The sequence below is a fragment of the Photobacterium aphoticum genome (assembly GCF_001029435.1).
Taxonomy (GTDB): domain Bacteria; phylum Pseudomonadota; class Gammaproteobacteria; order Enterobacterales; family Vibrionaceae; genus Photobacterium; species Photobacterium aphoticum.
This window is the reverse complement of sequence record NZ_LDOV01000001.1, coordinates 15,980-39,417: the sequence shown is the minus strand read 5'-3', so window position 1 is coordinate 39,417 and position 23,438 is coordinate 15,980. Positions and strand designations below refer to the sequence as shown.

Sequence of the window (23,438 nt, the reverse complement as noted above, 5' to 3'; positions counted from 1 at the left end):
TTGACTACTTAATATACCGCTCTGACGAATAACGCAGCATGTGGCGTAAGACGTTAAATTCTTCGGAGTGTTTTTTTAGTGCACTTTAGTGACTTTTTTTTATTGGTGTGACAGATACCGCCGCGTGAATCGGTGAGCCAGCTGTACAGTTTCAGATCTAATCATCTTGGTACAGTTGGATGATACGTGTTGCCATAAAGCACCCCTGAATTCCAGCCGTGAGGTTGCATTGACAGATCAGACTTGGGGTCCGGCACCATCAATTAAAACTCGTCCCTTAGTGCGCTAGCACATGAAAAAAAACGAGTACAATATAATGAAAAGAATGTTGATTAACGCAACTCAAAAGGAAGAGTTGCGCGTCGCATTAGTTGATGGGCAGAAGCTCTTCGATCTAGATATCGAAAGCCCTGGCCACGAATCTAAAAAATCAAATATCTACAAAGGCCGCATCACTCGAATCGAACCAAGCCTGGAAGCAGCGTTCGTTGACTATGGTGCAGAACGCCACGGTTTCCTTCCTCTTAAAGAAATCGCCCGCGATTATTTCCCTTCTGATTATTCTTACCAAGGCCGTCCGAACATTAAGGAAGTGCTAAAAGAAGGTCAGGAAGTAATTGTTCAGGTTGACAAAGAAGAGCGAGGCAACAAAGGCGCGGCTCTAACCACTTTCATCTCTCTTGCAGGTAGCTACCTGGTTCTGATGCCTAACAACCCTCGTGCTGGCGGTATTTCTCGTCGTATCGAAGGTGAAGAGCGTACACAACTGAAAGCTGCTCTGAGCACCCTAGAATTGCCACAAGGTATGGGCCTTATCGTTCGTACGGCAGGCGTGGGCAAATCAGCAGAAGATTTGGAATACGACCTTAACTACCTATTGAACCACTGGGAACGCGTTAAAGATGCGGCTGATTCAGCGCCAGCACCTTTCTTGATCCATCAGGAAAGTAACGTGATTGCTCGTGCTATTCGTGACTACCTACGTCGTGATATCGGCGAAATTGTTATCGATAGCAAGAAGATTTTTGACCGCGCCCGTGATCACATCCTACAAGTACGCCCTGACTTCCACAGCCGCGTAAAACTGTATGAAAACAGCGACACACCGCTGTTTAACCATTACCAAATCGAAAACCAAATCGAATCTGCGTTCCAGCGCGAAGTGCGTCTGCCATCTGGCGGTTCAATCGTGATTGACCCAACAGAAGCGCTGACCTCTATCGATATCAACTCTGCCCGTGCAACCAAGGGTGGCGATATTGAAGAAACAGCACTGCAAACGAACCTTGAAGCGGCAGATGAAATTGCACGTCAGTTGCGTCTACGTGACTTGGGTGGCCTGGTTGTTATCGACTTCATCGATATGACCCCTGTTCGCCACCAGCGTGAAGTTGAAAACCGTCTACGTGAAGCGGTACGTATGGACCGTGCACGCGTGCAGATCGGCCGTATCTCTCGCTTTGGTCTGTTGGAAATGTCGCGTCAGCGTCTGAGCCCGTCTCTGGCTGAAGCAAGTCACCACGTGTGTCCGCGTTGTAGCGGTACCGGTGTGATCCGTGACAGCGAATCACTGTCGCTTTCTATCCTTCGTCTGATCGAAGAAGAAGCACTGAAAGACAACACCTCACAAGTACTGGCTATTGTGCCGGTGGCCATTGCCTCTTACTTGTTGAACGAAAAACGTCGCTCAGTACAGTACATTGAAAAATCACACGATGTTCGCGTGATCATCGTCCCTAACGCGTCGATGGAAACACCGCACTTTGAAGTGATCCGTGTACGTAGCGGTGATGAGCACGATGCTCTGTCTTACAACCTGCCTCGTACTATCGAAGCAATGCGTGAAGCAGAAACGTCTGACTCAGCGCCACAAGAGCGTATGACGAAGAAACGTGAAGAGCCAGTGCTACAAGGCTTTACTGCGCCTCCAGCACAGCCTGCAGCGGCGAAAGCAGCCCCTGCGGCAACCGCTAAACCAGCAGCGAAAGCCGCTGTTGAAGCAAAACCAGGTTTCTTCAGCCGTATCTTTGCTGCCATTTCTAGCTTCTTTGCCGGTTCTGACAATGAAACCAAGCAAGAAGAGAAGAAAGAAACCACGAACCGTAACCGTCGTGAGCGCAACAACAAAGACAACCGTCGCAACCAAGACAACCGTCGTGGCGAGCGTCAGGAAGGTCGTCGCGGTGATCGTCAGCAAGACAACCGTCGTGGTAACAAAGAAACCCGCCGTGGCCGTCCTGAGCGTCAAGAACGCCAAGACCGTCAGGAAGCGGACAACAAACAGCAGCAAGTGGCTGAACAACGCGAACAGCGTCAGTCTCGTCGTCGCAATGAAAAAGCGAAAGACAAGACAGAAGCACCGGTAGACAAAGCCGCTCAACCTCGTAAAGAGAAAGAGCAGAAGCAGCGTCAGTCGCGTCGTGATGAAGCACAAAACCAGAAGCAGCGTCGTCAGGCGAACGAAGAGCAGCAATCAGCGAAAGTTGAAAAGCCAGCTATCGAAGAGCCTCGTGCACAAGAAGAAAAAGCGGCAAAAGTGAAACAGCGCCGTCAACGTCGTGACCTACGTAAACCTGTACGTATCACCGACGGTCTTGAGCAAACGCCTGTCGCTGCAATGGCTGAAGCCGCTCCTGTTGCTGAAACGGTTGCTGAGAACACAGCACCACGCTCTGAACTGCAGATGATGGGCACTGCCATGGCGAAAGAAGCGAAAGCCTCTGAGCAGGTAGAAGCAAACAACGAGCAGAAAGGCGAGAAAGGTAACGATCAGGAAAATGGCCAGCGCCGTAACCGTCGTTCACCACGTCACCTGCGTGCAAGTGGCCAGCGTCGTCGCCGTATCCGTGACACCCGTCCGGACGCAGAAGACAATGCAGAAACCGTTGCAGCACCACTGAATCACGATGTAGATGCACTGCACGACATTGAGAATGCAGTGAGCATCGTCGAGAAGCCAAAAGCGTCTCGTCCACAAACAGGCGTTGCCTCGCCAGAAATGGCAATGGGTAAAGTATGGCCACGTGCAGCAAAACCTGCTGTACAAGCGCTAGAAGAGCCTGTTGCGGAAGTGACTGACGCCGTTGCAGAAGTAGCAGAATCAGTAGCACCAGCAGCGCAAGCACTGGGCGGTGTGGCTATGCCTGAATTGGCGATGGGTAAAGTGTTCTCTCCTCGTCCAGTGGTAGCCCCTGTCGCTGTTGAAGCTGAAGCTGAAGCACCAGTGGAAGCCGTGGTTGAAACGCCGGTAGTGGAAACGCCTGTGGTTGTTGAAGACGAAGTGAGCGCAGAAGATGTGATCATCGTTGATAACGCCGTAGAAGAAACCGCTGTTGTTGAAAGCCCTGCTGAAGCCATCGCGGATGTACCTGTGGCTGAAGAAGCGAACGTTGAAGTGGTTAAAGCGCCTGTTGAAGCAGCACCAGTTGTTGAAGCCGTGCCTGTTGCCGCTGCTATCGTGGCAGCGCCAGTGGCCAACGTGAAGGCTGTGATGGCAACATCACCTCGTGGCCATCACGCGGTATCGCCAATGGCAAAAGCACCGGCTCCAGCGTCTGAAGTTGAGTCTGTTGTCGTTGCGATTGCACCGCTGCGCGAGTCTCGCCTGCAAGCACGTCAGGCTGGCAGCCAAACAGCGACCAGCACAGCAACTGCACCAATGAGCAAACCGGCCATGTAAGCCCACTTGCTTGAATCAAAAAGCCATGCGAAAGCATGGCTTTTTTGTATCTGCTTCCCTCTTCATAAATCTATTCCTGCTATTCAGCATATCGGTACTCACTCACTGAAACTGCGTACTGATTTCAGTTTTTGTGCAAATAACATCAAACTTTCTTACATGCGTTAACGAAAAGTGAAAAAAACACCGAGCAAAAGTTGAACCAAATCACAGATTTCTGTACGATCGGCCGCTTTGTAACTCCATATACTTCATCAGTACCGGAACTAAGCGGATCACCATGTTTGAATTCCCCCAATTTTCGCGCCAATCCGTCAAGAATGACGTCCTCTCGGGGCTCACTGTAGCTCTTGCCCTTGTCCCTGAAGCGGTCGCTTTCGCGTTCGTCGCCGGTGTTGACCCAATGGTCGGCCTTTACGCTGCGTTCATCATGGGCTTTATTACTGCCGTACTAGGCGGTCGTCCGGGCATGATTTCCGGTGCAACCGGTGCGATGGCGGTTGTCATGGTCAGCCTGGTGGCTGAGCACGGTATTCAATATCTCTTTGCTGCGGTCATGCTAGCGGGTGTACTGCAAATTCTGGCGGGCGTGTTCAAGCTGGGTAAATTTATCCGCATGGTGCCACATCCGGTGATGATCGGCTTTGTAAACGGCCTGGCGATTGTCATTTTCCTTGCACAGCTTGGCCAATTTAAAGTGCCGGATGCATCCGGTGCGCTACAGTGGATGCAAGGCACACCGCTGTTCATCATGCTGGGCTTGGTTGCGCTAACCATGTTTATTATTCACTTCTTGCCGAAGCTGACCAAAGCCGTTCCTTCATCACTGGTTGCCATTATTACTGTAACGGCATTGGTTCATGGCCTGGGCCTTGATACCCGTACCGTGATTGACTTTGTCCGCACCATGAGTGGCGATGCTAATGCCACACTGGCTGGTTCACTACCAAACTTTGCTCTGCCAGAAGTGGGCTTCAACCTAGAAACGCTGCGTATTATCCTGCCTTACTCGCTGATCCTGGCTGCGGTAGGCTTGATTGAGTCCCTACTGACGCTGACCGTGGTTGATGAAATGACTGGCACCCGCGGTCAAGGTAACCGCGAATGTGTGGGCCAAGGTGTGGCAAACGTAACCTGTTCTGTGTTTGGGGCGATGGGTGGCTGTGCGATGATCGGTCAGTCCATGATCAACATTAACTCCGGCGGTCGTGGTCGTCTGTCAGGTATCACCGGTGCGGTTGGCCTGTTGCTGTTTATCCTGTTTGGCTCTGCACTGATTGAAATGATCCCGCTGGCTGCACTGGTCGGTGTAATGTTCATGGTCGTGATTGGCACCTTCGAGTGGGCAAGCTTCAAAATGGCGCGTAAAGTGCCGAAGCATGACTTCTTTGCCATTATTCTGGTAACTGCAGTGACGGTGGCCTTTGACCTGGCACTGGCAGTTATCGTAGGTGTGATTTACTCTGCGCTTGTTTTTGCTTGGAACCATGCCAAACACATCTACGCCTCTAGCCATGTGGATGAAAACGGCACCAAGATCTACAAAGTAAACGGTCCGCTGTTCTTTGGTTCTGTGTCTCACTTCCTTGAGCTATTTGACGCGAAAAACGATCCTGCTGACGTGATCATTGATTTTGCCCAGTCACGCGTGGCTGACCACTCAGCGGTAGAAGCGATTGATACCATTGCTGAACGTTATGCAGCCCAAGGTAAAACACTGCATATTCGTCACCTTAGCCCTGAATGTCGTTCACTGCTGAAAAAGGCCGGTAATCTGGTTGAAGTGAATATGATTGAAGATCCGACTTACAAAGTCGCGACAGACACATTGGGTTAATCGCCCCTGCTGAATAGCAGATAGCATCTTACCAAGATCCCCTTATCGGGTATTCGCTATAAACAAAAACGCCCACATTGCTGTGGGCGTTTTTATATCTGTACCATTGTGATTCAGTCGCTGTCCACGACTTATCGGGTCGACTGACCCGCTAGATCTACGGCTAAAGTGGCTCTAATGGCTTTACTGAGTTAAGTGAGTTAACAGCCCGTCCGAAGCCTGCTCTACCAAATCCAGCACATGATCAAACCCGCGTTGACCACCGTAGTATGGATCCGGAATTTCAGCGGTCGTCCCGTCACCATAATCCAAAAACAGTGCCAGCTTATGCTGATGCGCTTCTGGGCACATCGCCATTAATGCCTGTAAATTGTCGCGATCAGCCGCTAACACGAGATCAAAATACTCAAAATCGTCATCAATGACTTTGCGCGCTTTCACCCCATCAAACCGATAGCCCCGCGCTTCACCGGCCGCCCGAGAGCGCGGATCCGGTTTCTCACCTTGGTGGTAGCCCAGCGTGCCCGCAGAATCGACAATCAAGGGAATATCTCGCTCTTTTGCTTTAGTGCGCAACACCACTTCTGCCGTGGGTGAACGACAAATATTGCCCATACAAACCACCAGCACTTTTTTTTCCATCATGATGCTGCGCTCCCTTTACTACCCGGTTCTTCGTTCAATGATGATCTTAACTTACTGCATACACATGACGGATACAAACCGTTACCAAGGACGCACGCTCCCTTCCCATGTCAGGAACTGGCCGGTTTGCGCCATCGTTAAACCTTCCACAACAGCAGCAATGCCGTTCGCGCACACATCCACCGTGATATCCGCTGCATCACCGCCCATGTCCGTCTGCACCCATCCCGGATCTATCGGACAAACAACAATGCCATGTTCCGCCTGCTCCATTGAGAGCACTTGCATCACCTTATTCAACGCGGCTTTGGCACTGCGATAGGCATACATCCCCAACCCCGTGCCAACCAACGATGACATCTGACTGGAGATACTCACTAACCGAGGCCGCTTAGCCTCTGTCATCAGCGGCAGCAGTGCACGGCTGACCATCAGCGGTGCAATAGTATTGACCGATAGCGTCTCCAGCCATGCCTGCGCTTCTACGGTATCAAAGGCTTGTGCATCTGGACCAATCACTCCGGCATTGTTAATGAGGATATCCAGAGGACGCCCAGCCAACGCAGTTTTCACGTCTGCCGCAAACTGCACCACCGAGTCGCTGTTTGTGACTTCTAATTCCAGCAACGTCAATCTTGATGAATCAGCCAATGCCATTTGTGCCGCTGAGGGCGTGCCTCGATAAGAGGTAATCACGTGATACCCCAAGGCCAGAAAACGCTGACTTAAAGCCAGTCCGATTCCTCGAGATCCGCCGGTAATAACGACTGTTTCCATACGCTCTTCTCCTTGTTTCATGGCTTGTTATTTCACGGCGCTCACGACGCTTGGTTTTATCGCGCTTGGTTTTATCGCGCTTAGTTTTATCGCGCCTAGTTTTTTCGTACTTGGTTTTTTCGTGTTTGCTTTTATAGCACTTGGCGACCGTGCACTATGTGGCTATCTGTTTCAAGACGGTTTCCAGAGTGCTCTGTTTGGACTGTCAGGCCGTATTGTCAGTAATACCTCTTTTTATTTTCCTCATGCTTAAGGATAAACAACGGTGAATATTCTGATTATTGGTGGCTCAGGCGGCATCGGCCAAGCCCTGATCCAACACTTCCATGCGGTGCACCCTGATGCGACCATATATGCAACCTATCACAGCACTGTACCGGATTCTACCGCGAGACCGGTAACGACATCCGCCACTAAAGTGCACTGGTATCAGGTTGATATCACCCAAGAAGCAGACATTGCCGCACTCGCAAGCGCACTGCCGCCTTTATCATTGTTAATCAACGCAGCGGGCCTGCTTCATCACCCTGAGCAGGGACCGGAAAAATCCATTACAGCTTTTGACCCCCAGTTTTTCGCCGACAACGTCAATACCAATACCCTGTCGACACTTCTGCTGGCCAAACACTTTATGCCACACCTGAAAGCCAGCCCACGCAGCCATTTCATTGCTTTTTCAGCGCGGATTGGGAGTATTGAGGATAACAAAGTGGGTGGCTGGATCAGCTATCGCTGCGCCAAGGCGGCGCTGAATATGGCACTGAAAACGATCAGCATTGAATGGCGCTTTAAATTGCCACACTGTTGTGTACTGGCCTTTCACCCCGGTACGACTGATACCGCGCTGTCTGCACCTTTTCAGAAGAATGTTCCGGCAGGCAAGCTGTTTAGCCCCGCTTATGTGGCAGAATGTTTGGCGCAACGCATTGACGACACAGGCCCGGAAGATAGCGGTCAGTTTTTCAGTTATGACGGCAAGGTGATTCCGTGGTGAGCCTCTGTTCAGTGAGACTCACCACGTTACCTGCATAGAAAATTAGGCTCATGATGAGGGAAGTGTATGCTCGCTCTGCTTGGCTTCATACGCCGTGATACGGATAAAATCGACAATATCTTGGGTAAACGTGTCCACGGCGGCTTTAATTTGCTCATAACGCAGCGTTTCACGGTCATTTTCTAATATGTCTTCTGCCAGCAAGACACTGACTCGTTCTGCCAATATCTCTCCGGTCAGGCTGTCAACCAGCTGCGACTCCACCAAAATGCGTACGTTCCTGTCACGGGTGCCCAGCAACGCCTTCGCGCCGCCAATCAAGGCGCCGTAAGGCAGCACTTCGGTAATTTGCAGCTCTTCCATTTCGGTACTGGCGCGAGTGATATCAATGTTCAGGGTCGCCGTCTGCACGCTAGGTTGTTCAACAATCGGGACCCCGACCGCCAATTTATCACTGACGCGCTGGGTTAATCGTTCAGAAATCTTTTCTAACACCGCAACCGGTATTTGATCGACATTATGCGCCAAAGGGTGCAACGCCACAGGCCGAATCAGTAAAGACTGATAATTGGCGACATCGAAATCCGGTGAAACCCACTGCAGGCCGGTCGTTTCCTCAATATACCGCACTTCCATCAACGGCTTATTGGTACTGTTAATCACCGTGGCTTGTTCATCCTCCTTCGGAAGATAACGGGTACACCCACTCAATCCCATGACTAGCCCCATGATGACCATCCTGACCATGACGTTTCGCATACCTTTCCCCTTTGCGCTTACCCTGTCTATTTTATCGACACATTATACAGAATGACATTCCATTTAAAAGGTACGCGTACAAGGTTTCTCTGGTATCTCCGTGTCCTTTCAAGTAACGTAGCGTTCTCTTTTTTCCGCCTTTTTATCACCTTAACGGCATTTTTATGATGAAGCAGCAGTGGCAAATTTTTCTGGTCGCATTAGCCTTTTTCACCCGTATTCCCATTCCTGCTGATACACCGTACTCGCCGGATCGCCTTAATCAGGCCAATCGCTACTTTGCCTTGGTCGGGATTGTGGTCGGCCTTATCAGCGCTGTCGCATTTTGGCTGGCACACTGTCTGTTTCCGGCACCAATTGCTGTATTGATCGCTATGGCCACCAGCTTATTGGTGACAGGTGCTTTCCATGAAGACGGCTTAGCCGATGTCTTTGATGGGTTTGGCGGAGGCTGGGAGCCGGCACAAAAGCTCGATATCATGAAAGATTCACGCTTAGGTACCTACGGGGCGGCAGCGCTGTTTGTTGCACTCGCCATGAAATGGGCCAGCTTAACAGCGCTGGCTGACGTTAATCCGATGTATACCGTCATCGCCTTGATCAGCCTGCATGGACTCAGCCGCGCGGTCGCTGCCAGCCTCATCGTCAGTTACCCCTACGTTCGCCTGGATGAACAAAGTAAGGTGAAGCCCCTCGCCAATCAGCAAAGTCCTCAGGATTTGTGGGTTTTAATTTTCACCAGTTTGATTATATTACTGTTTTTACCGCTTTCTGTTGCTGTCGCACTAACGGTTGTGCTCTTGCTGGTGCGCACCTTATGTGGCCGTTGGTTCCAACGCCAGCTCGGCGGATATACCGGGGATTGCCTGGGGGCTGCGCAACAAATTGCCGAACTGTGTGGTTACCTGGTGCTGTTGACCATGGTGGCACATTAACCGCAACACATAAATCAAGCTCTCAAATCGATAAGGATGACTATGACGACTTCTTCGCAACCTGACACGTCCCAAAACGCCTCTGCGCAGAAAGACGAACGCTATAAAGCCCGTCAGCAAAAAGTCAAAGCGGAAATCGATGCCCGTGTCGATGCCGCACAAGAAGAAAAAGGGCTGTTTTTAATCATTACCGGTAACGGTAAAGGTAAGTCAACCTCTGGCTTTGGCACCATTGCACGCGCAGTGGGCCACGGACAAACCTGTGGTGTCGGCCAGTTCATTAAAGGCACGTGGGATTGCGGCGAACGCGCCCTGTTAGAACAGCATGGCGTGCACTTTGCGGTGATGGCGACAGGATTCACGTGGGAAACTCAAAACAAAGCAGCCGACACCCAAGCCGCACAGGAAACGTGGGCAGAATGTAAAAAGATGCTGGCCGATGCACGCTACGATGTGGTGCTGCTGGATGAGCTGACTTACATGGTCACTTATGGCTATGTTGAACTGGATGAAGTGGTTGAGGCGATTACTCAGCGTCCGGCCTCACAATCGGTGATTGTCACAGGACGTGGTGCACACCGTACTCTTATTGAATTGGCGGATACCGTATCGGAAGTGCGTAACGTAAAACACGCTTTTGAAAGCGGCGTAAAAGCACGTAAAGGCATTGACTGGTAACAGTACGAGTCAGCATCGGTTTACACGCGCTCCCGATCATACGAGCAGGTCAAATACCTCTAACCTTTCTGGTATCTTGACCTGCTGTTGCCTGAATTTCCGCCAGTCATGTCATTGTCCTAAACTTCCGTTATCCCCTTACGCCCTCATCTCATATACTAAGGCAAAATAATTCTTATAAGGATTGGTTATGCCTTCTCATTTACCTAAAAGCTTTAGTCGCCCTTTTCTAAAGTTATTCCATGTATTGGAAGCCATTCTGTTAGTGGCTATCACCATGGCGACGGTAGTTGCCATGCTCAACGAATTCATCCATGTGTATGTGAATAAGCAAATTTTGCTTACTGACATCCTATTGATGTTCATTTATCTCGAAGTGTTAGCCATGGTGCAGCAATTTATCACCAACGGTAAAATTCCGGTACGCTACCCGATTTACATCGCCATTATGGCCATTGCCCGCTATATCACGCTGGGTATGAAAGAATTGGATGGGATTTATGTGGTGTGGTTAGCAACTGCCGCCTTCATTCTGGCCGCTGCCACGCTGATCATTCGTATTGGCCACCATTACTGGCCGTATGAGGAAGTCTCCGACCCAAGCAAGCGCCAGTCAGATGATTGATCTGACCACCTAACCTCTTATTTCCTCGAAAAAAAGACATAAAAAAAAGGAGCGTTCAACGCTCCTTTTACATTGGGTTTGCGACTCTTCTACTGAGTACAACTTATAACAAGAAGAATAACTTAGGCCTCTTTTGCAAGAGTTGTTAAACGTGGTTTTTGATGTTTTTTCTTGTAATAAGCAACGGCTTTGTTCACCGCTTTTTCATGCATCCTTGCCCTAAGCGCATCCAAATCAAGCTTTTTCATCGCTTACCTCTGTTACTGACACTTAAAGGACATACGGCAATCATACAACTTTTACTGTTTTGCTGCTCATTTTTATTCTTTTAAAGAATAACAATTTGATTGCATTTACACATTTTAAGCAAACTGCGCAACGAATAACATATAAATGTTTATAAGATCTCGTTAATCATAGTTTGCACTCCCCTTACTGACGGGTTCCTGAACTCACCTGCACATTCATTTCTGACGTCGGGCATTCTGACACATGGCACAAGTTCGCATCTATATCTTGGTTCCCCAGTAGCCTCAACCATAGTGCAGGTAAATGTTTCGGTTTGACCGCCGGACTCTCTAACTGCACGGGATCTGTCGCTTGCCACTGAGCGGCTTGCTTATGCGCCAATGCAAACTGAAACGGCAGATAATCCACCATTCCCAACCGTAAATCCGTCACCACCAATTGATCATTGCGTTGCTCGTACTTCACAAAGCCGTTAGTGAACGCTTCTAAATCACTCAAATGAGAAGACGCGAGTTGTGAAGGCCTTTCACCGCGATCTTTAGCGATAAACGAAATTTCGCTGTTTTTATCCAGCAATGACGCTAACCCTTCCCAATATTGATCACCGTCTTTTACTACAACACGCCACAACACGGTATTGAGTGGTGTCGGGGCAAAAAAGCGTGGCTTATCGGCCAATGTCGTTCCTGCCAACTGGGCATCCACTCGATTCTCCACCATATTGAGCGCCAGCCATGACCAACCGAGGTACAAGGTCGATATTGTCAGGCCAATACCGCACAATTTCGCCATACGGTCGCGCCACAATACACTGGCCAGTAACGTCACCACTAACGGCACAGTATAAAGCGGGTCAATAATGAAGATGCTGGACACCGCATAAGGCGTCGTGATCGGCCACAGCAATTGAGTGCCATAGGTCGTAAAGCTGTCGAGCAGCGGATGGGTGATCAAGCTGGCCGCCACCAGCAACCACAAACGGGCAAAGGTAAAGTCCGTGGGCCGCAATCGCTGCCACAAGGTGGCCAACAACCAGGAAAACGGCAGCAACACAAACAGGGAATGGCTAAAGCCCCGGTGTTTCACCATGTCAGACACCGGATCGCCATAGCTGATCAACACATCCAGATCGGGCAATGTGCCTAACGCAGCGCCGGCTAACAACACTTTGGGCGTACACTGCCTGCCCGCGACCACGCCTGCTACCGCTGCGCCAAGCGCAATTTGAGTTACTGAATCCACACGGGCTCCTTCGCTATCTACTTCATCTTAAACGACAATCATTGTCTGATACGGCACACACTACCAGAAAGACCACGCTGGAGAACACGAAAATCGTTACCGTTAGACGCTGTTTTACGACAATCATCCCTGTTTCCATCGCTTGTTTGTGCCTCATCAAAGCAATGTCAAACCGGTTCTAGCACACCGTAAGGGGATCAAAAAACTCTGAGATAGCTCGCAGAACCCACGCTGAAATTTCGCTAGGGTAAATCAGGCAACGTCCATTCACTCTGACAAAGAGGATAAGCAATGCCAACAAAAGTGTCTGAATACATGACTCAGAAAGTCATCACGGTGTCACCGAATGCAGGGATCCGTGAAGCCTTTTTCCTAATGAAAGATGAAGCCATTCGCCACTTACCCGTGGTCGATCCTGAAGGGGCATTAGTCGGGATTGTCAGTGATCGCGAACTGCGCCGCCCGGGGTGGGTCGATGAATCTCCCGATATTGGTCATGATTACGCCCTGAGCGACGATCTCCATATTCAAGACGTCATGTGTAAAGACATCATCCATGTCAGAACTTACGATACCCTCACCAAAGCCATTGGCACCATTCTTGACCACCATGTCGGGGCGGCCCCGGTACTGAATAAAACCGGTGATTTAGTCGGCATGCTGTCCGCCGTCGACTTACTGAAAGCCTTTCAGGCCAGTCTGGAAAGCCAAAAATCCATGAAAAAGAGCAAAGCAGCCCGCGCTTAAGTCACCTGATTAAGACCTGAGACAAACACCATCAATCAACGCATAGAAAAAAGGGCTTACCGGTTATCGGTAAGCCCTTCGTTTTTAGCACCATGATGGTGTCACGATCAGTTAAACAGCCCTTTTAGCAATTTATCTGCCGCGTTTTTAATGTCTTCATCTTTGGCTTTATCGCCCAGCAGTTTTTCTAAACCGCGTTCCACTTCTTTCTTGGCTTTCTTTTCCAGCTCATTGTTTTGCTTGAGCAACTTCGCCACGTTGAGTGAGAAACTTGGCTGAGTCCAATTGCCTTTCACATCAATCGGCACGGTCAGATCTGCCACATGGTCGACATCTTTTCCGCCCTGACCTTTGGTGGTCGCGACCACGGATGTATTGATGGTGAAATCAATCGCCTCTGAAACCAAATTCGTGTCACCGTTACCGGCAATACGCAATAAGGGTGATTCAATGGCTAAATCATTGGTGCTGGCGATGCCATTACCCAGCGTAAAGGTCGCTTTCATGGCAGAGAAGTCGGTTTTCTTCTCTTCTTTGACGTATTCCGCTTTCTTGCCTTTTAGCGTCGCACGGGCTTCACGGATCATCTCAGGAATGTTCACACCGTAAATTGCACCATCGGCAAAATGAATCGCAATCGAGCCCGCGATGTTTTCGCGCAGGCGCATTTCCGACAGTCCTTTACCGCGTGCATTTACCGTAATATCCCCCTGACCGGCCAAGACATCGGTCTTCGCCACATCTTTCAGCAGCGGCTGAACCTGCACGCCTTTGATCGATTTATTGACTAAATACGTCGGTAGCGCCGGATTCGCATCGATTTGTGCGGTCGCATGAATCGTGCCTTGGTATAACTTGGCATCAAACGCGTTTAAGCGCAGTACGCCACGTTTGATCTGCACATCCATCGCGACATCGCTCAGTTTGGCATTGCCTGCTTTAAACTGACCGACCTTCACTTTACCTGCCACATCCAGCGTTTTCAGTGCAGAAAGATCAGGCTCTTTATTCTTGTCAGCCACTGGTTTTGCTGGCGCATTACCTGCCGATTTGTCCGCAACCGGGGTGGCTTTCGCTTCGGCCGTCGCTTGACCGAGGAAGGCATCCACATCAATCTTATCTGATGTCAGATCAAAGCGAATGACCGGAATATCCGCCGCTTTAAACGACGCATTACCCGTTACTGCCAACTCATCAAGATTCACAGCGACCTGAGACAGGGTCGCTTGCTGCTTGTCCATCACATACTGGGCATCCGCCGCGACTTTCAACGCCATCTCTGGACGCGGTAAGACTTTGCCTTTCAAGTCAGTGTTCAGTGACAAGCCTTCAAGTGACAAGGTATTCATGGCTTGATCAAGCTGCAAGCGGGTTTGACCGGTTGCATCAAACGCCAAATCCGGCACCTGACCTTTAGCGCTGAACGTAATGCTCGCCCACTCACCAAGCTGGAAGTGATCCACACTCACGTTCACCGACTCAATCTTGTTCTTCGCATCCTGTGCTGACGCGTTCAACGACAAGGCTTTTACCTGTGCGCTGTCTAAGCCTTTCGCAATCAACAACTCGGTTTCACCGTTTGCACTGAAACTCAAACCATTGTTTTTACCGGTTACGTCAAAGGTGGCCGACGTCCACTCACCTGGCGCAAAACGGCTCAAAGAGAAATTCAGCGCGCTGATCGCCATTTGCGTGCCTTTCTGATCGTCACGCACCGTGGCACTGGCATCAACAATTTCAATGCCTTGCAGCGTCAGCGTCCATGGCTTTTTATCGCCGGCAGGCTGAGATTCTGTTGCGGTTGATTCGGCAGCCGCTGGTTCAGTCGCATTTTTTGGCTCTGCGGTATCCGCTTGCTTGCCGATACCGTCAAGGTTGCTGGTACCATTTGGCAGCGTCTGGATAAACACGTGTCCGCCTTGCAGGCTCACGTTACCGATTTCCAACTGCTGGGAGAAAAGTGGCATCACAGACACCGACAAGGCAGCACTGTCAAATTGCACCAGGTTAGGTTCGGCAAACCCCGTTGGGTTACGAAACGCCGTTTGACCGATATCAAAACCGATGGTTGGGAAAAAGCGCCATTGAATATCGCCCTCAATCACCAACTCACGGCCGGTGTTCTTTTTCACCTGCTCGGCAATCAGGGGCTTAAACTGGTTTGGATCCACCAAGGTGAGCAATGCCGCCACACCAATCACAATGACCACAACAATGGCCAGCAACGCAAAGAGTATTTTTTTCATTTTATCCCCACTTGTTACATGCGCCTTTACACCGCGCGAACACGCCCGATGCAAGACAAACCCTGTTCCTCTACCCTGACTGAATGGGTATACCCCAACCAATGACCGTCATTAGGGGGTATATCAGTATTGTCTACCATTCATGGCAAAAAAAATAGGCAGCCCTTCGGCTGCCTGATAAATCTGTGATACAAAAAAGGCTGACAGAGTGTCAGCCTTTTGAAGATTAACCGCGTAGCAGTTTTGCGATGTGCGCTTTTAGGACATCAATCGCGATACGGTTTTTACCGCCGCGAGGTACGATGATGTCAGCGTATTGCTTAGACGGTTCGATGAACTGCATAAACATTGGGCGTACGGTCTTCTGGTACTGCTTCAGTACAGATTCCATCGTACGGCCACGCTCAGCCACATCACGCTGTAGACGACGAAGCAGACAGATATCCAATGGCGTGTCCATGAACACGCTCGCGTGCATCAGATCACGCAGACGCGGATCAGTCAGTAGCAGGATACCTTCCAGAATGATCACTTTTTTCGGTGTCATCGTGGTAGTTTCTGTCATACGGGTGTGTTCGCTGTAGCTGTACTGAGGTACTTCAACCGCTTTACCCTGCATCAGCATCTCTAGATGCTCACACAATAGATCGTGGTCCAATGCATTTGGATGATCGTAGTTAGTCTTAACACGGTCTTCCATGCTCAGGTGACTTTGATCGTTGTAGTAACAATCTTCTGTGATAACACCGATCTGGTGATCGCCAACTTTTTCTTTTAATTCTTTATAAACAGTACTGGCAATCAAACTTTTACCGGAAGCAGAAGCACCTGCAATACCGATAATTACGCATTGGTGTGAAGTTTCAGACATATCAGAAAGCACCTGTAAAACAACGTGGCTTGGTGGAAAACCGGTTAATTGTCAGGATGAACCATCGCCGACAATTATACGAATAGGTATAAATAAACCGCCTGATTATAGGCAGATGTAACGGCAGATGCCAGCAAAAATGAGACATCTGCCACGTTTGTTCACAAACTCATCAGTAAACCATTAGGCAAAGGTTTACATTGTACGAATTGTGATCTGCTCAGTCACAGGCGTACCCTGCCAATACAAACGACTGGCCACCGCACCGGCCAATTGAATGTAAGCTTGTGCCTGTTCTGAGTCCGGTGAAGCCGCCACCGTTGGCTTACCGTTGTCGATATCTTCACGAATTTTGATATGCAACGGCAACTGCGCCAGCAACGGCACCGCATACTCTTCCGCCATGCGCGCTGCACCACCGGTACCGAAAATCGGCTCATGATGACCACACTGGCTACAAATGTGATAGCTCATGTTTTCCACCACACCCAATACCGGCACATCCACTTTATGGAACATGCTCACGCCTTTAATGGCATCCGCCAGCGCCAGATCCTGCGGCGTGGTCACCACCACAGCGCCAGTCACCGGAATTTGTTGCGCCAACGTCAGCTGAATATCCCCGGTACCCGGTGGCATGTCGATCACCAGGTAATCCAGATCCGGCCACCAGGTTTCAGTAATGATTTGTGATAAGGCTTTCGATGCCATCGGACCACGCCAAATGGTCGCGCTGTCAGCCGGTACCAAATACCCCACGGAGTTGGTATATAAGCCACACGATTCAATCGGCATCATCATTTTGCCGTCCGCAGACACCGGCTTTTCATCAACGGTGCCCAGCATCATCGGCACTGACGGGCCATAAATGTCCGCATCCAGCAGACCGACTTTAGCGCCTTGCGCTTGTAACCCCAGTGCCAAGTTCACCGAGGTGGTGGATTTACCCACGCCCCCTTTGGCCGAACTCACCACCACAATATTCTTCACCCCACGCAAGGGCGTTTTGTCACCCGTCGCCAATGGTGCAACACGGCAACGGATCGCCACATTCAGATCGCTCGCCACATAATGCTGCTGTTTTTGCGCAATCACCCATTGCTCAAGCAACTCCGCCACGGTATTCGCAGCGAATGGCAACGTGATTGATAACGTGCCATCAGCGGCGACCGACACCACATTCGGGGTATCCGCCCATTCATGATGCAGCCAAGGATGCTCAAACTGGTTAAGCCATCGGGTAATATCTGCCACGCATTCAAAGCGGGTCATTGAGTCACTACGCATGGTTTTAGCGCTCCATTTTTGTACTTTCTTTTCATCCTATCACCAATGCCGCACTATCGCTTTCTATTTGCCGTGAATATCCACAGATCCTCCTAGGCAATACGCTGTCCATCAGGTAGTATCTAAAGCTACGTTTTTATTACCCATCATGAGCGAAACAAGACATTATGGCTGCAAATCCAAGAAAAATTCTGGTGACCTGCGCCCTACCGTACGCTAACGGTTCTATCCACTTGGGTCACATGCTTGAGCATGTACAAGCGGATATCTGGGTGCGCTATCAGCGCCTTCGTGGCAACGAAGTTCATTTCATCTGTGCAGACGACGCACACGGTACTCCAATCATGCTTAAGGCCCAGCAGATGGGTATGGATCCTGAGCAAATGATTGCGGAAGTGAGCAAAGAGCACCAGGCTGACTTTGCTGGCTTCGACATTAGCTTTGACAACTACCACAGCACACACTCTGATGAGAACCGTGAGCTGGCCTCGTTTGTCTACACGCAATTGAAAGAAAAAGGCTACATCACGAGCCGTACCATTTCTCAGCTGTTTGACCCTGAGAAAGAAATGTTCCTACCAGACCGTTTCGTAAAAGGTACGTGTCCTAAGTGTAAGGCCGAAGATCAGTACGGTGACAACTGTGATAACTGTGGCGAAACCTACAGCCCAACAGATTTGATCAACCCGAAATCTGCCGTTTCTGGTGCGACACCAGTGATGAAAGATTCTGAGCACTTCTTCTTCGACCTGCCTCAGTTTGAAGAAATGCTAAAAGCATGGACCAAATCTGGTGCGCTTCAGGACGAGACTGCAAACAAAATGCAGGAATGGTTCGAGTCGGGTCTGCAGCAGTGGGATATCTCTCGCGATGCACCTTACTTCGGCTTTGAGATCCCTGGCGAAACCAACAAGTACTTCTACGTATGGCTGGACGCGCCAATCGGCTACATGGGCTCATTCAAGAACCTGTGTGATAAGCGCGATGACCTGAACTTTGACGAGTTCTGGAACCAAGACAGCAGCACTGAGCTTTACCACTTCATCGGTAAAGATATCGTGTACTTCCACAGCCTATTCTGGCCAGCCATGCTGGACGGTGCCGGTTTCCGTAAGCCAAGCAACGTATTCGTTCACGGTTATGTGACAGTAAACGGTGCGAAGATGTCGAAATCAAAAGGCACCTTCGTAAAAGCAGGCACTTACCTGCAGCACTTGGATCCTGAGTGCCTACGTTACTACTACGCGGCGAAGCTAAACAGCCGCATTGACGATCTTGACCTGAACCTTGAAGACTTCACACAACGTGTGAACAGCGACATCGTGAACAAGATTGTCAACCTGGCTTCTCGTAACGCCGGCTTCATTGCTAAGCGTTTCGACGGCAAACTGTCTGCACAGTGTTCTGAGCCTGAGCTATACGCAGAATTCGTTGCTGCTGCTGAGCGTATCGGCAGCCTGTACGAATCACGCGAATTCGGCCGTGCTATCCGTGAAATCACTGCACTGGCTGACAAAGCGAACCAGTACGTTGATGAAAAAGCACCATGGGTTGTGGCGAAGGAAGAAGGTAAAGACCAAGAGCTACAAGAAATCTGCTCTATGGGTATCAACCTGTTCCGCGTACTGATGGCTTACCTGAAGCCTGTAATGCCAAACCTGGCTGAGCGTACTGAAGCGTTCTTGAATGAAACACTGACGTGGGAAGGCATTGCACAGCCTCTGACTGACCACGAAGTAACGAAGTTCAAAGCCCTGTTCAACCGTATCGATCCTAAGCACGTTGAAGCGATGATCGAAGCATCTAAAGAAGATGCAGCGGCAGAAATGGCAGCAAAAGAACAAGCAGAAGCCGCGAAAACTGAAACTGAGCTAAGCAAAGAGCCAATTGAAGCAGAAATCGAATTTGACGATTTTGCGAAAGTGGATCTACGTATTGCGAAGATCGTATCTTGCGAATCTGTGCCTAAAGCTGACAAGCTACTGAAGTTCCAGTTGGACATCGGTGGTGAAATGCGTCAGGTATTCTCAGGCATTAAAGCTGCTTACAACCCAGAAGACCTTGTCGGTAAACTGACGGTCGTTGTGGCTAACCTGAAACCACGTAAGATGAAGTTCGGCATGTCTGAAGGCATGATCCTGGCTGCTGGCCCGGGTGGCAAAGATCTTTGGATCCTTGAGCCACACGAAGGCGCAAAACCAGGTATGCGTGTAATGTAATACCGCTGTGTTGACCGACTGCAGGTTAACATCGCTGACCAAAAGGGCTCTTCGGAGCCCTTTTTTGTGGTCGTTACCCATACCTTGTGCATCAAAATAACATTTCTTCTGCATGCTTATTCTTTTAAGAGTGAGGCAGAAAATTTCACCGCATGACAACAAGATACCCACTTTCTTGCTGTTATCTCCCTCTGACTCCCTCCTCTCCTCAGCACGTCAATTGTGACAAAATAGTGCTATTTTTTCGTAAAACCGCCAAAATAGCTGAAAAAACCAGCACAAAACCGACCAAATGTTAGCAAACAGTTAACAATCCTGATTTTCAGCTGCTTAGCGGGCGAAGAAAATGTGATCACACTCATACCTTTTTTGAATACTCCGGCTTAAGTCTCGCGTTTTCCGTCTACCTATTGCTACTCTGCCTCGCCTCTCTGGTGGACGCTTTACAGAGAGTGAAACGATAAGGAGTATTAATTTCATGCAAACACAACAGAAAAAAATGTCACTGACGGGCCGAGTGATCCTCGGCATGGTACTCGGCATTTTGAGTGGTTTTTTGATCCGCTCTCTCTTTTCTGAAACCGGTTTCGTCTACGACTACATCGTGAATGGGTTGTTTGAAGTCGGTGGGGCTATTTTCATTGCCAGCCTGAAGATGCTGGTAGTGCCACTGGTCTTTGTTTCCTTAGTCTGTGGAACCAGTACCCTAAAAGACATCAGCACACTGGGCCGCTTGGGTGGAAAAACCTTGGCGTTTTACCTGACCACCACTGCCATTGCGATCACTCTGGCATTGGTCATGGGCAATCTCTTTCAGCCGGGTGCAGGCGCAGACCTGAGCGCGGCGACCACTTTTGCCGCCAAAGAAGCCCCGTCACTGGGACAAGTGATTATCGGCATGTTCCCGACTAACCCGATCAGCGCGATGGCGAACGGCAACACCCTGCAAATCATCGTGTTTGCCCTGCTGTTTGGTGTTGCCATCAGTACCGCAGGCAAAGCCGGTGAACGTGTCGCGGCTATCTTTGCTGACCTGAACGAAGTCATCATGAAGCTGGTGACATTGCTGATGAACATCGCGCCATTCGGGGTCTATTTCCTGATGGCCAAACTGTTTAGTGGCTTAGGTCTGGATGCCATTTTCAACCTGCTAGGCTACTTCCTGGTTCTGTCAGGGACCTTGCTCCTGCACGGCATGCTGGTGTACGGCTCGCTGTTTAAGATTTTTACCGGTTTAAGCCCGATACTGTTCTTGAAGAAAATGGAAGATGCCATCATGTTCGCGTTTTCTACCGCGTCATCGAATGCCACCATTCCTGTGACCATGGAAACGGCAACGACGCGCATGGGCGTGAAAAACCGTATCGCCTCTTTCACTGTGCCACTGGGTGCCACCATCAACATGGACGGCACGGCCATTATGCAAGGGGTAGCGACCGCCTTCATTGCGCAGGCATTTAACATTGACCTGAGCATGAGTGATTACCTGGCTGTGATCATGACCGCCACACTGGCCTCTATCGGTACAGCAGGTGTGCCAGGGGTGGGACTGATCATGCTGGCGATGGTCTTAAACCAAGTCGGTCTGCCGGTAGAAGGGATTGCTTTAATCATGGGTGTCGACCGCTTGCTGGATATGATCCGCACTGCCGTGAATATCACCGGTGACAGCTGCGTGACCTGTATTGTGGCTAACAGCGAAGGGGCTCTCGATCGTGAGCGCTTTAATGACCCGCATGCGGGTGAGCAGGAAGAAGAAGTGCATCTGCGTCCGGATTCTCATCCACAATTGCGTCCTGATTTACGTCCAAACACAGATAACGCGAGTTAAAACCCTCATCCTCCCCTTTCATCCACAAAAAAGGCCACCCAAGTGGGTGGCCAGCAGGAAGCGAAACGTTGTTATTGTTAGTATTTGGATACTGTCGATCGATTATCTCAACGACCGAATCAGAAAATTAAGTGAGCAACCATCACAATAATAGGCAGAGTGATCAACGTACGTAGTAGGAAGATCGCCACCAGTTCAAAGAAGTTCACTGGTACTTTACTGCTCAGAATCACCGAACCCGTTTCTGACATGAAAATCAGCTGTGTTACTGACAATGCCGCTACCACAAATTTTGTCATCTCTGTATCAATGGTGGAAGCTGCGATAATCGATGGCACATACATATCCGTGAAACCCACCAATACCGTCTGCGCAGCCGCTTGCGCTTCAGCTACGTGCAGCAACTCTAGCAATGGTACAAACGGCGCACCCAGCAGTGAGAACAGCGGTGTGGTTTCTGCCACAACCAAGCCGAGGGTACCGATAGCCATCACTACCGGCAGTACGCCCAACACCATGTCCAGTGAGTTATGGAAACCTTCTTTCGCTACTGCGCCTAGGCTGTTAACGCCGCTCGCACGTTTCAGGGCAAGGTGCATACCAAACTGCATGGCTGTCTGACCTTCCGGTACCAACTCTTCATCACGGTTTGGCGCAGTACCATCAATGTACAGATCTTTTTTGTAGCTTAATGGTGGCAGGTACTGAATGATGATGGCTGCCGCGACACCCGATAAACAAATCGACAAGTAGAATGGCACGAAGTAATTCGCCAAGCCGACCTGCGTCAGTACCACCAGCGAGAAAGAGATACCGACCGGTGAGAACATGGTCGCCACAACAGCTGCTTCACGGGCCGTGTATTTCTTTTGTTCGTACTGCTTACTGGTCAGAATAACCCCAACCGTGCCATCACCTAACCATGATGAAATACAGTCAATCGCCGCACGACCAGGTAGACGGAACACCGGGCGCATGAATTTACTCATCAGGGTACCAAGAAGTTCAAGCAGGCCAAAATTGAGCAGAAGAGGGAGTAGCAGGCCAGCAAAGAAAAAGGTGACAAACAGCGATGGCAGCAAATCATTCAGCACCAAACCACCGGTGTTACCGTTCCAGATCACTTCAGGGCCAACTTGATACAGTGCCAATACCGTGAACAGGGCACCCAAGCCACGGATAACCAACCAGGTCGGTGTCAATACGAACAGGCGAGTCAGCAGCGATGAGTCCATCACAAAACGCGGTTTCGCCACACTGGCAGCCAGCGACAACACGGCAGACAAACAAATCACTGATGCCACTGTTGGCAGCAATGCTTCCCCCATCAGGCTCTTGAAGCTTTTCGCCATCAAGGCCAACGGAAAGGTAAAGTCACCGTTCACGCTTAGCGGGGCAAGGAAAAAGAACAGACCCAGCATGGATGGAATCGCGAACATCAGCATGTTCCGGCTGGTCTTATGGGTTTCTTGGGCAAGTACAGTATCCGTCATCCTACTTCTCTCTGAATGATTAAATCTTGTTATGACTAAAACTTCGGAAAAAGTGCATAATTCCTTATTGAGCTCATTATATCGACAATCCTGCCGCACGCAATACATAAAGAAAAAATAATCACAAAAAACGAATACTAATTCACACAACATCAACCCATGATGCATTATTCAATAAGATACAGCCAAATCGCCCCATAACCACCCATTTATGCTGTTTCGATATTATCCCTTTATTCTGCATACCTTATATTCTACATACCATAGACACCGCATCGTCTTTGACGTCAATGACATCCAATAACCATTCAACCTCCACACGCC

Annotated in this window: 18 protein-coding genes; 9 read left to right on the top strand and 9 right to left on the bottom strand. The window is 49.8% G+C overall.

Going from position 1 to position 23,438, the window contains the following annotated elements; translation table 11 throughout:
* Window positions 1–316: 316 nt before the first annotated feature.
* Window positions 317–3,679 carry a ribonuclease E gene (gene rne / locus ABT58_RS00140; RefSeq protein WP_047872332.1) on the top strand — a complete coding sequence of 1,121 codons (3,363 nt, stop codon included), beginning with the start codon at window positions 317–319 and terminating at the stop codon, window positions 3,677–3,679.
* 280 nt (window positions 3,680–3,959) lie between these two features.
* On the top strand, window positions 3,960–5,516 hold the full coding sequence (locus ABT58_RS00135; RefSeq protein WP_047872331.1) for a SulP family inorganic anion transporter: 1,557 nt from the start codon (window positions 3,960–3,962) through the stop codon (window positions 5,514–5,516).
* 183 nt (window positions 5,517–5,699) lie between these two features.
* On the opposite strand, the gene ABT58_RS00130 is transcribed toward ABT58_RS00135, so the two are convergent.
* Together ABT58_RS00130 and ABT58_RS00125 are read right to left on the bottom strand one after the other, a co-directional pair.
* Window positions 5,700–6,161 (bottom strand): low molecular weight protein-tyrosine-phosphatase, encoded by a 462-nt coding sequence (locus tag ABT58_RS00130; protein ID WP_047872330.1) that lies wholly within the window; start codon window positions 6,159–6,161, stop codon window positions 5,700–5,702.
* An 81-nt stretch (window positions 6,162–6,242) separates the two neighbouring features.
* Window positions 6,243–6,938: an SDR family oxidoreductase gene (locus ABT58_RS00125; RefSeq protein WP_047872329.1), complete on the bottom strand. Its 696-nt coding sequence runs from the start codon at window positions 6,936–6,938 to the stop codon at window positions 6,243–6,245.
* 265 nt (window positions 6,939–7,203) lie between these two features.
* Between ABT58_RS00125 and ABT58_RS00120 the strand changes: the two genes are divergently transcribed.
* Window positions 7,204–7,932: an SDR family NAD(P)-dependent oxidoreductase gene (locus ABT58_RS00120; RefSeq protein WP_047872328.1), complete on the top strand. Its 729-nt coding sequence runs from the start codon at window positions 7,204–7,206 to the stop codon at window positions 7,930–7,932.
* A 48-nt stretch (window positions 7,933–7,980) separates the two neighbouring features.
* On the opposite strand, the gene ABT58_RS00115 is transcribed toward ABT58_RS00120, so the two are convergent.
* On the bottom strand, window positions 7,981–8,691 hold the full coding sequence (locus ABT58_RS00115) for a DUF3313 domain-containing protein (protein WP_047872327.1): 711 nt from the start codon (window positions 8,689–8,691) through the stop codon (window positions 7,981–7,983).
* Window positions 8,692–8,855: 164 nt separating this feature from the next.
* Here ABT58_RS00115 and ABT58_RS00110 point away from each other — a divergent pair, with 164 nt between their 5' ends.
* The 3 genes from ABT58_RS00110 to ABT58_RS00100 all read left to right on the top strand — a co-directional run bounded on the left by ABT58_RS00110 (window position 8,856) and on the right by ABT58_RS00100 (window position 10,929).
* Window positions 8,856–9,626: an adenosylcobinamide-GDP ribazoletransferase gene (locus ABT58_RS00110; RefSeq protein WP_047872326.1), complete on the top strand. Its 771-nt coding sequence runs from the start codon at window positions 8,856–8,858 to the stop codon at window positions 9,624–9,626.
* A 42-nt stretch (window positions 9,627–9,668) separates the two neighbouring features.
* Window positions 9,669–10,304, top strand: a complete 636-nt coding sequence (gene cobO, locus ABT58_RS00105; RefSeq protein WP_047872325.1) for a cob(I)yrinic acid a,c-diamide adenosyltransferase — start codon at window positions 9,669–9,671, stop codon at window positions 10,302–10,304.
* 190 nt (window positions 10,305–10,494) lie between these two features.
* A complete protein-coding gene (locus tag ABT58_RS00100) occupies window positions 10,495–10,929 on the top strand; it encodes a phosphate-starvation-inducible protein PsiE (RefSeq protein WP_047872324.1) in 435 nt (144 codons plus the stop codon).
* A 122-nt stretch (window positions 10,930–11,051) separates the two neighbouring features.
* Here ABT58_RS00100 and ABT58_RS24450 read toward each other — a convergent pair whose 3' ends face one another.
* Together ABT58_RS24450 and ABT58_RS00095 are read right to left on the bottom strand one after the other, a co-directional pair.
* Window positions 11,052–11,177: a hypothetical protein gene (locus tag ABT58_RS24450; protein WP_268248446.1), complete on the bottom strand. Its 126-nt coding sequence runs from the start codon at window positions 11,175–11,177 to the stop codon at window positions 11,052–11,054.
* Between the two features lie 184 nt (window positions 11,178–11,361).
* Window positions 11,362–12,420, bottom strand: coding sequence for a metal-dependent hydrolase (locus tag ABT58_RS00095; RefSeq protein WP_047872323.1), 1,059 nt, complete (start codon window positions 12,418–12,420; stop codon window positions 11,362–11,364).
* Between the two features lie 291 nt (window positions 12,421–12,711).
* On the opposite strand from ABT58_RS00095, the gene ABT58_RS00090 reads away from it, so the two are divergent.
* Window positions 12,712–13,167, top strand: a complete 456-nt coding sequence (locus ABT58_RS00090; RefSeq protein ID WP_047872322.1) for a CBS domain-containing protein — start codon at window positions 12,712–12,714, stop codon at window positions 13,165–13,167.
* Between the two features lie 107 nt (window positions 13,168–13,274).
* Here the strand turns inward: ABT58_RS00090 and ABT58_RS00085 are convergent, their stop codons facing one another.
* From ABT58_RS00085 to apbC, 3 genes are all read right to left on the bottom strand, one after another.
* Window positions 13,275–15,413 carry an AsmA family protein gene (locus tag ABT58_RS00085; protein WP_047872321.1) on the bottom strand — a complete coding sequence of 713 codons (2,139 nt, stop codon included), beginning with the start codon at window positions 15,411–15,413 and terminating at the stop codon, window positions 13,275–13,277.
* Between the two features lie 226 nt (window positions 15,414–15,639).
* Window positions 15,640–16,284 carry a uridine kinase gene (udk, locus tag ABT58_RS00080; RefSeq protein ID WP_047872320.1) on the bottom strand — a complete coding sequence of 215 codons (645 nt, stop codon included), beginning with the start codon at window positions 16,282–16,284 and terminating at the stop codon, window positions 15,640–15,642.
* A gap of 195 nt (window positions 16,285–16,479) precedes the next feature.
* Window positions 16,480–17,556, bottom strand: coding sequence for an iron-sulfur cluster carrier protein ApbC (gene apbC / locus ABT58_RS00075; RefSeq protein ID WP_047872486.1), 1,077 nt, complete (start codon window positions 17,554–17,556; stop codon window positions 16,480–16,482).
* A 182-nt stretch (window positions 17,557–17,738) separates the two neighbouring features.
* Between apbC and metG the strand changes: the two genes are divergently transcribed.
* Window positions 17,739–19,790 carry a methionine--tRNA ligase gene (gene metG / locus ABT58_RS00070; protein ID WP_047872319.1) on the top strand — a complete coding sequence of 684 codons (2,052 nt, stop codon included), beginning with the start codon at window positions 17,739–17,741 and terminating at the stop codon, window positions 19,788–19,790.
* Window positions 19,791–20,268: 478 nt separating this feature from the next.
* Complete coding sequence (locus tag ABT58_RS00065) at window positions 20,269–21,621, top strand: dicarboxylate/amino acid:cation symporter (protein ID WP_047872318.1); 1,353 nt, start codon at window positions 20,269–20,271, stop codon at window positions 21,619–21,621.
* Between the two features lie 119 nt (window positions 21,622–21,740).
* Here the strand turns inward: ABT58_RS00065 and ABT58_RS00060 are convergent, their stop codons facing one another.
* A complete protein-coding gene (locus ABT58_RS00060; RefSeq protein WP_047872317.1) occupies window positions 21,741–23,114 on the bottom strand; it encodes a YjiH family protein in 1,374 nt (457 codons plus the stop codon).
* Between the last annotated feature and the right edge of the window lie 324 nt (window positions 23,115–23,438).

Coding starts and splice junctions, on each gene's coding strand:
- rne (WP_047872332.1), top strand. CDS start 317: ATGAAAAGAATGTTGATTAACGCAACTCAAAAGGAAGAGTTGCGCGTC.
- ABT58_RS00135 (WP_047872331.1), top strand. CDS start 3,960: ATGTTTGAATTCCCCCAATTTTCGCGCCAATCCGTCAAGAATGACGTC.
- ABT58_RS00130 (WP_047872330.1), bottom strand. CDS start 6,161: ATGATGGAAAAAAAAGTGCTGGTGGTTTGTATGGGCAATATTTGTCGT.
- ABT58_RS00125 (WP_047872329.1), bottom strand. CDS start 6,938: ATGGAAACAGTCGTTATTACCGGCGGATCTCGAGGAATCGGACTGGCT.
- ABT58_RS00115 (WP_047872327.1), bottom strand. CDS start 8,691: ATGCGAAACGTCATGGTCAGGATGGTCATCATGGGGCTAGTCATGGGA.
- ABT58_RS00110 (WP_047872326.1), top strand. CDS start 8,856: ATGATGAAGCAGCAGTGGCAAATTTTTCTGGTCGCATTAGCCTTTTTC.
- cobO (WP_047872325.1), top strand. CDS start 9,669: ATGACGACTTCTTCGCAACCTGACACGTCCCAAAACGCCTCTGCGCAG.
- ABT58_RS00100 (WP_047872324.1), top strand. CDS start 10,495: ATGCCTTCTCATTTACCTAAAAGCTTTAGTCGCCCTTTTCTAAAGTTA.
- ABT58_RS24450 (WP_268248446.1), bottom strand. CDS start 11,177: ATGAAAAAGCTTGATTTGGATGCGCTTAGGGCAAGGATGCATGAAAAA.
- ABT58_RS00090 (WP_047872322.1), top strand. CDS start 12,712: ATGCCAACAAAAGTGTCTGAATACATGACTCAGAAAGTCATCACGGTG.
- ABT58_RS00085 (WP_047872321.1), bottom strand. CDS start 15,413: ATGAAAAAAATACTCTTTGCGTTGCTGGCCATTGTTGTGGTCATTGTG.
- udk (WP_047872320.1), bottom strand. CDS start 16,284: ATGTCTGAAACTTCACACCAATGCGTAATTATCGGTATTGCAGGTGCT.
- apbC (WP_047872486.1), bottom strand. CDS start 17,556: ATGACCCGCTTTGAATGCGTGGCAGATATTACCCGATGGCTTAACCAG.
- metG (WP_047872319.1), top strand. CDS start 17,739: ATGGCTGCAAATCCAAGAAAAATTCTGGTGACCTGCGCCCTACCGTAC.
- ABT58_RS00065 (WP_047872318.1), top strand. CDS start 20,269: ATGCAAACACAACAGAAAAAAATGTCACTGACGGGCCGAGTGATCCTC.
- ABT58_RS00060 (WP_047872317.1), bottom strand. CDS start 23,114: ATGACGGATACTGTACTTGCCCAAGAAACCCATAAGACCAGCCGGAAC.